6 protein-coding genes and 1 pseudogene are annotated in these 7,940 nt (G+C 72.4%); all 7 read right to left on the minus strand.

All coding sequences use genetic code 11. From position 1 onward, the window contains the following. Positions 1–5: 5 nt before the first annotated feature. Positions 6–671 carry a 1-hydroxy-2-methyl-2-butenyl 4-diphosphate reductase gene (locus tag ACFW5B_RS25610; RefSeq protein ID WP_386443963.1) on the minus strand — a complete coding sequence of 222 codons (666 nt, stop codon included), beginning with the start codon at positions 669–671 and terminating at the stop codon, positions 6–8. Next, positions 671–2,689, minus strand: coding sequence for a squalene--hopene cyclase (shc, locus tag ACFW5B_RS25615; protein ID WP_386443966.1), 2,019 nt, complete (start codon positions 2,687–2,689; stop codon positions 671–673). The genes ACFW5B_RS25610 and shc overlap by 1 nt, the downstream gene beginning before the upstream one ends. A 107-nt stretch (positions 2,690–2,796) precedes the next feature. After that, positions 2,797–3,918, minus strand: a complete 1,122-nt coding sequence (locus ACFW5B_RS25620; RefSeq protein WP_386443969.1) for a polyprenyl synthetase family protein — start codon at positions 3,916–3,918, stop codon at positions 2,797–2,799. Beyond that, positions 3,915–5,372, minus strand: coding sequence for a hydroxysqualene dehydroxylase HpnE (gene hpnE, locus ACFW5B_RS25625; RefSeq protein ID WP_386443972.1), 1,458 nt, complete (start codon positions 5,370–5,372; stop codon positions 3,915–3,917). Before hpnE ends, ACFW5B_RS25620 begins: the two co-directional genes overlap by 4 nt. Positions 5,373–5,472: 100 nt before the next feature. Further along, positions 5,473–6,426, minus strand: a complete 954-nt coding sequence (gene hpnD / locus ACFW5B_RS25630) for a presqualene diphosphate synthase HpnD (protein WP_386443975.1) — start codon at positions 6,424–6,426, stop codon at positions 5,473–5,475. Next, positions 6,423–7,373 carry a squalene synthase HpnC gene (gene hpnC, locus ACFW5B_RS25635; RefSeq protein WP_386443989.1) on the minus strand — a complete coding sequence of 317 codons (951 nt, stop codon included), beginning with the start codon at positions 7,371–7,373 and terminating at the stop codon, positions 6,423–6,425. Before hpnC ends, hpnD begins: the two co-directional genes overlap by 4 nt. A gap of 401 nt (positions 7,374–7,774) precedes the next feature. Next, a pseudogene (locus tag ACFW5B_RS25640) lies at positions 7,775–7,940 on the minus strand (ABC transporter ATP-binding protein); the annotation flags it as partial.

Consider the following 7,940-nt stretch of genomic DNA (forward strand, 5'->3'; position numbering starts at 1 on the left):
CTGGCTCACCTCCAGGGGAGCAGCAAAGAACGGTGCCATTCATGGAATACGGGAAGGACGGAGCACAGCACCCGGAAGGCCGATATTCCACCGCGCACGGTGCCGATGCGTACGAGTTCATGTTCTGGAGCGTCCACGACCACCCGGACGGCCGCAACCGGACGGGGCCCGGCCCGGCGCGCGGCACGGAGGGTGGCGGCGGACTCCATGTCCACCGCCACCGCGCCGGCGGCATGCAGCTCGGCCCGCTCAGCACCCCGTACGACGTGGTCGGAGCCGCACAGCAGCCCGCTGTGCACGGTCAGACCGCGCTCCCGCAGGGCCCGGAGCAGCGGGCCGTTGTCCCGGCAGGGCGTCTCCGGCGCGGCCGCGTCATGACCGCGGGTGGCCTCGGCGACGACCACGTCCCCGGGGCGCATCCCGGGGGCGAGGCCGGCGCAGAAGCCGCTGGCGATGACGGGGGAACGTGCGGTGACCGCGCCCTCACCCAGCGCTTCGGTGAGGGCGCGTTCGGCCGCCTGGGGGCCCATGCCGGTGCGGAGCGTGACCACCCGCGGGGCGGCTCCGCCCGCTCCCCCACGGCCCCCGCCGCGCAGCGCGAACCGCTCGATGCCGAGCGCACAGGCGATCAGCAGCGGGGGTCCGGCGTCCGCCGGGGGCCGTCCCGTCATCAGGCCCTCACCGGCGCGCCGTCCGGTCCCCCGTTGACGTAGCGGCCCAGGGCCGTCAGCGGGAAGACCTGGCGGTACAGGTGATAGTTGATGGAGAAGTCCCAGGGGAAGCCGGTCCCGGTGAAGTACGGCTCGTCCCAGGACCCGTCCTCGCGCTGGGTGGCGGCCAGCCAGCCCACCCCGCGCCGTACCGCCTCGCCGTCCCGCTCCCCGGCCGCGAGCAGCGCCATCAGCGCCCAGGCGGTCTGCGAGGCCGTCGAGGCGCCGCGCCCGGCCCACTGCTGCTTGTCCTGGTAGGACCGCTGGTCCTCGCCCCATCCGCCGTCGTCGTTCTGCACCCGCTCCAGCCAGCGCACGGCCCGGCGGACCGCGGGGTGCGAGCCGGGGATACCGGCCGCGGCGAGCGCGGGGAGCACCGAGCCCGTGCCGTAGAGGTAGTTGGTGCCCCAGCGGCCGAACCACGAGCCGTCCGGTTCCTGTTCGGCCAGCAGCCAGGCGATCCCGCGGCGGGTGCGCGGGTCGTGGGTGCGGCCGACGTCAGCGAGCATCTCGACGACATGCGCGGTGACATCGGCCGACGGCGGGTCGATGACCTCCCCGAAGTCGCAGAACGGCAGCCGGTTGGGGAACGGGCTGGTGTTGTCGACGTCGAAGGCGCCCCAGGCCCCGTTCCTGGACTGCATACCGAGGTTCCAGCGCACCGCGCGCCGTACCGCCGAATCGACCCGCGGCGGATCGGGGTGCCTGACCCGGCGCAGCGCGAGCACCACCACCGCGGTGTCGTCGATGTCCGGGTAGTTGTCGTTCTCGAACTCGAAGCCCCAGCCCCCGGACGGGAGTTGGGGCCGCTTGACGCTCCAGTCGCCGGGCCGGTCGATCTGCTCGGCGAGCATCCACTCGGCGGCCTTGACCAGCTGCGGGTGGTCGGCGGGCAGTCCGGCGTCGGCCAGCGCGATGGTCGCCAGACAGGTGTCCCAGACCGGGGACTGGCAGGCCTCGATCATCCGCGTGCCGTCCTCGCGCCATACGGCGAACCGGTCGAGGGAGGCCAGACCGGCGCGCAGCACGGGGTGGTCGAGGTCGTAGCCGCAGAGGTGCAGGGCGATGACCGAGTAGACCGCGGGGGGCTGGATGCCGCCCCAGCAGCCGTCGTTCTCCTGTCGTTCGATGATCCAGCGGGCGGCGGAGCGCATCGCGGCACGGCGCAGACCGGGCACGGCGACCTTGTGGTAGACGTGCAGCGCCTTGTCGAGGCGCTGGAAGAGGCCGTCCCAGCTGGTGGCGGGGGCGAGCGGCCGCGGCGGGCTGGGGCGGCGCGGATCGGTGTGCAGCTCGTCGAGGGCGAACGGGGCCGGACGGACCGGGCGCTTGGCCGAGACGATGGTCAGCGGCACGATGGTCTGCCGCGCCCAGCACCCGAAGTCATAGATGTTGAGCGGGAACCACTTGGGCAAGTAGAGGAGTTCCGGCGGGAGTTCGGGAAGATCGTCCCACTTCCACCAGCCGAAGAGCGCCAGCCAGATACGGGTGAAGACCCGGGCCGCGGCGATCCCGCCCTGACCGCGGATCCATGCGGCGGCCTGAGCCATGTGCGGTGCGTCGGGGGCGTCACCCGCGAGCCGCAGGGCGACATAGGCCTCGATGGTGGCGGAGAGTTCGCCGGGCCCGCCGTAGAAGGTGGCCCAGGTACCGTCCGGGCCCTGCTCCCCGCGGATGTGGCGGGCGGCGGCCTCGGTGATGCCGGGGTCCTGGATACCGAGGAACTGACGGAGCAGCAGGTCTTCGGCGTCCATCGTGACGTTGGTCTCGAGGTCGCCCTTCCACCAGCCGGCCGGGTCCTGGACGGACAGCAGATAGTCGGTGGCGCGTGCGGTCGCGCGCCGGGCGGCGTCCGCCGTGTCCTGCCGTACGGCGGTGCCCGCGGGCGCGGGTGGTGCGGTGTTCTCAGCGGTGGCATCGCTGGCCGAGGGGGCCCGGGGCGGCAGCGCCCCGGTGCTTCCGTCGGTCGTCGCTGTCATGGCTTCCCCTTCTGCAGTGAACTGTGAAAAGCGTGCTCAGGGATTCCGTCGGCCGGCGCCCGGCTGGCACCGGCCGGCGACTGCGAACTATTCGGTGTCGATACTGCTCATCTCTCCCGGACGACGACGAAGTCCGCGAGCGCGACGAGCTGGGCGCGGACCTGCTGCGGCATGTCGATCTCGTCGAGTGCGGCGATGGCGGTGGCGTGCTGGCGGCGGGCCTCCTGGGAGGTCCACTCACGGCCGCCGGCCTCCTCGATGAGGGCCGCGCGGGAGGCGAACTCTTCCTCGGTGAAGTCGGCAATCTCGGTCTCGCTCTTCTTTGCGTCGGCCGCCAGGATCTCGGCGAGACGTTCGGAGGCCGGGCCACCGGCTGCCAGCGCGGCGACGACCGGCAGCGACTTCTTGCGCTGCCGCAGATCGCTCCAGGGCTTCTTGCCGGTGGCGTCCGGGTCGCCCCAGATGCCGAGCAGGTCGTCCACGGCCTGGAAGGCGAGGCCGAGGTGGTAGCCGTACTTCTCCAGGGTGTCCGCGGTGCGGTCGTCGGCGCCGCCCAGGACCGCGCCGATGGAGACGGCGCAGGCCAGCAGCGCGCCGGTCTTGTTGCCCTCCATCTCCAGGCACTCCTCGACGGTGACCCGCTCGCGGTGCTCGTAGGAGATGTCCTGGGCCTGGCCGTCGATCAGCTTGCGGGTGGCCAGGGTGAGCCGGCGGGTGGCGCGGCCGGCGTCGACCGTGCCGAGCTCCAGCAGTATTTCGTTGGCGAGGGCGAACAACGCGTCGCCGACGAGGATGGCCTGCGCGGGGCCGTGCACCTTCCAGACCGTGTCGCGGTGCCGGCGCTGCTCGTCGCCGTCCATGAGGTCGTCGTGCAGCAGCGAGAAGTTGTGCACCAGCTCGACGGCGACCGCGCCGGGCACACCGACCTCGGGGGCCGCGCCGGCGACCTCGGCCGACAGCAGGGCGAGCGCGGGACGTACCGCCTTGCCGCTGTCACCCGCGGTGGGGTGGCCCTCGGCGTCGATCCAGCCGAAGTGGTAAGCGGCGACGGTGTCCATGGGAGGAGCGAGCCGGTCCACGGCGGCGCGCAGCACGGGGGTGGCGAGTGCCCGCCCGCGCTCCAGCAGCGCGGTGACGCCTTCGGTGTCGATTGCTGGGGAAGCCGGGTTCACGGTTTCTCCTCTGTTTCCGACGCTCGTGCTCGTGCGAGCGCTCGTACTCGTAGTCATGCCGCCTCCTGAGGCAACTGGCCCTGGGGGAAGCCGAGTTCTCTGAGTGCCTCGCGAGCTGCGGCAGTGCCGCTGCGAACAGCGCTTTCCATGGTCGCGGGCCACCCGGTGGCGGTCCACGCACCGGCCAGATACAGGCCGGGGGCTTGGGTGCGGGCGGCGGGGCGGAGCCTGCCGACGCCCGGGGCGGGCGCAAAGGTCGCGGTGCGCTCGCGGGTGACGAAGAAGTCGCGGATTCTGGCGCCCCGGGCGGCGGGCAACAGCCGCTCCAGCTCGGGCAGATAGCGGGCGCGGAGCTTGGCGACCGGCTCGTCGATCTCCTCCTGCGCGGCGGACTGCGAGACCGCCAGATACTGGCAGCGCTCGTTGCCGGCGGTCCGGGTCAGCCCCGAGGCGTCGGTGCGGTCGAAGACCCACTGGACCGGCGAACCGACCGCCGCGAAGAAGGGGCGGCGCAGCACCTTGCGGTCGTAGACGACATGGAGGTTGAGGATCGGGGCGGTGCCGATCTCCAGCAGCCGGTCCTTGCCGGGCAGCGCGCCGTCGGGCAGCAGGCCGTGCGCCTCGCGCTGCGGTACGGCGAGGACGACGGTGTCGGCGGTGAGCTGCTCGGTGCCGTGCGGGCCGTTCTCCACCGCGACCCGCCAGCCGCCGTCCCGGCGGGTGACCGACCCGGCGCGGGTGCGCAGGGCGATGCGCACCCCGGCCTTCTCCAGGGCCGTACGGGCGAGGGTGTCGTGGACGTCGCCGAGCGGGACGCGGGACCAGCCGATGTCGGCGGCGCCGGGGGCGGACAGCAGCCCGGTCTTGAAGACCTTGGCGGCCAGGCCCATCGAGGCATCCGCGGCACGGGCGTTGAGGGTCGCGATGCCGACCAGGTCCCACAGCGCCTCGACGGCGCGGGCCGACTGGCCGTGGCGGCGCAGCCAGCTGCCGAAGTCCATGCCGTCCAGCGCGGGGTCGGCCGGGTCGAGGCCCTTGAGCGCGAGGGTGGCGCGTACGACGCCGGCCCGCTCGGCGGGGGACAGATGGGGGTAGCCTGCGAGGCTTTGGGCGAGGTGCAGCGGGACGGGCAGCGCGGTGCGGCGCAGCCGGCCGAGCCGCATCCGGTCGGCGTCCAGGACCGGGACGTCCATCCGCTCCTGGAGGGGCACCAGACGGTCGGCGCCGATCCGCTCCAGGAGTCGGTGGTAGGCGGTGCAGCAACGCAGGTAGACATGCTGGCCGTTGTCGACGGACAGCTCGCCGGCGGTGGAGTCGCGGCGGAACGAGAAGACCAGGCCGCCGAGGCGGGGGCGGCCCTCGATCAGGGTGACCCGCAGCCCCGCGTCGGCCAGCGCGAGCGCCGCGGTCGTGCCCGCGAGACCGCCCCCGATGACCACCGCAGCCGCCCCTTCGGGACGGCCTGGCGGCAGGTCACGGTGCCGGTCGGGCCGCGTGGCTCCCGATGTCATGTCTTCTCCCCCCGTACTTCCCTCAGGGACGCAGCGACCCGGGGGAGGGTTGCTCGCCGTGCTGACGCGGGATCACCGCTGTCGTTCGACGCCCGGCACATCATCCGCGCCTCCGGACGGCCTGCCGGCGTCCGATCGCCCGCGCGTCGAGCCCGGAGAGCCCGCGCACCGCGACGAAGGCCTTCTCCCGGCCGGGCAGGGAGACCCGGCCGCGCAGCACGGCCTCGGGGTCGGCGGCGATCCGCGTCAGCAGACGGTGGTAGATGCCGGCCATCGCGGCCACGCAGGCGCCGCTGCGCCGGTCGAGCATCGGCAGCAGCTGGAAGCCCTCGGCGAACAGCGCACGGGCCCGCTTCACCTCGAAGTGCACCAGACCGGCGAAGTCGGAGCCGGGCGGCGGTACGGGACCCTCGAAGCCGGCCGCGCAGCCGAACTTGGCGAGGTCCTCGGCGGGCAGGTAGGTGCGCCCGTTGCCGGCGTCCTCGCGAACGTCCCGGAGGATATTGGTCAGTTGGAGCGCGAGACCGAGGGTGTCGGCGTACTCGGAGGCGCGCTCGGCGTCCGGTGCGCCGGGCACCGTGCCGAACACTCCCAGCGAGAGCCGGCCGATGGCCCCGGCGACACAGCGGCAGTAGACCTTCAGCTCGTCCCAGGTCTCATAGGTCGCGCCGCGCACATCCATCAGCACGCCGTCGATCAGCTCGTCGAGACCGTCCAGCGGCAGCGGGAAGCGGCGGGCGGCGTCGGACAGTGCGACGGCGACCGGGTCGGTGTCGTCCTCGTCGATCCGGCCGTCCTTGACACGGGCCAGCAGCGCCCGGGTGTCCTCCAGGCGCACCTGCTTGGCGGCGGGCTCCAGGGTGCCGTCACCGATGTCGTCGATCCGGCGGGAGAAGGCGTAGAGCGCCGACATGGCCTGCCGCTTGTCGGCCGGCAGCAGCCGGATGCCATAGGCGAAGTTGCGTGCCTGCTGCCCGGTGACGGCCTCGCAGTAGCGGTACGCAGCGAGCACCGGCGCGGACGCGTGTGCGATTGCCTCCACGGTCCGACTCACCCCTCTCTTCGCAATGTCGCCCCTACCTCGCGCAGCAGGCTGAGCTTGGTCGGCTTGGGCGGTCCAGGGAGTACGTCGTGATCGGCGGCCGCGACCGCCTGGAGTGCAGCGCGTCCGCCGGCCACGAATCCGGCCAGCAGCAGCTTGAGTCTGCCGTGGACGCTACCCACCAGCGAGGTGCCTTCATTCAGCAGCTCACGGGCGCGTTCCGCCTCGTAGGCGATCAGTGCGCGCACCGATGCGCCCCCGCTCGGGGCGGCCAGATCGGCTTCGGTGACGCCGAAGCGTTTCATGTCCTCGGCGGGGAGGTAGATGCGGTCCCGTCCGAGGTCCTCGGCCACGTCCTGGATGTGCTCGACGATCTGCAGCGCCGTGCACACCGCGTCCGACCGGCGGACCCGCTCGGGGGACGAGGTGCCGGTGATGCCCAGGACGAGCCGGCCGACGGGATTGGCGGACAGCTCGCAGTAGGCGGCCAGGTCGTCGTAGGTGCCGTAGCGGCTCACCCGCTGGTCCTGCCGGTTGGCCTCGATCAGCGCGAGGAACGGCTCGGGGGTCAGCCCGCAGCGGCGGACGGTCGGGCCGAGCCGGCGCAGCAGCGGATGCCGGGGGCCGGGGGCCCGGTCGCTGAAGACGCGGTGGAGGTCGGCCTCCAGCGCGTCCAGCAAGGCCAGCCGGTCTCCCCCGCTCTCGGCTGCGCTGGAGCGGGAGGTGCCCCCCTCCTGTGCGCGGTCCAGTCCGAGGAGTACGGCATCGCCGCCGCCGGGTGCGAGATCGCCGTCGCCGATGTCGTCGACGAGCCGGGCGAAGCCGTAGACGGCCATCAGATCGGTCCGCCAGGCGCGGGGCAGGAAGAACGGCGCGACCGGGAAATTCTCGTGTGCGGCCTGATCGAGCACGGTGCGCGTCTGCTCCCGCACGTCACCCGCCGCCCCCGTGCGGAGGATGGCGCGACGCACCTGCTCGTTGTCTCGGCTCACCGGGGGCTGCCCGGCGCATTTCGGTGCCGGAGCGAACCAGTAGCCATTGCCGTCACGTCTCCCGTTCTACACCGCCAAGCTAAAACATCCCATTTCGGACACGCCGCAGCAGGCGACGCGCCTCGGTCGAGCCCACATCGCCCGCCTGGGTGAGCATTGCCCGACATGTACCACTTGTGCCGTTCGGTACCCGTACAGCTTACGTCGTACATCTCAGCCACGTCCGAGCGGGTCCGCAGCGTGGGACGTCGATCCGACCAACGTCCGATTAGTCCGAACTGTTCCCGGGATCGCCGGAGTTGACCACTTCTTCACACTCGAAGGCCCCCACGAGGCGGACCCGCGGAGGCCTTCGAGTGCGGAGCGGACTACTTGCCCGTCTCCTTTTCGTACGCCTTGATGACCTCGTCGGTCGGGCCGTCCATCAGCAGCTCGCCGCGCTCCAGCCACAGGACGCGGTCGCAGGTGTCGCGGATGGACTTGTTGTTGTGGCTGACGAGGAAGACCGTGCCGGCTTCCTTGCGCAGTTCGCGG

It is taken from the genome of Streptomyces sp. NPDC058773, from assembly GCF_042746015.1.
GTDB lineage: Bacteria > Actinomycetota > Actinomycetes > Streptomycetales > Streptomycetaceae > Streptomyces.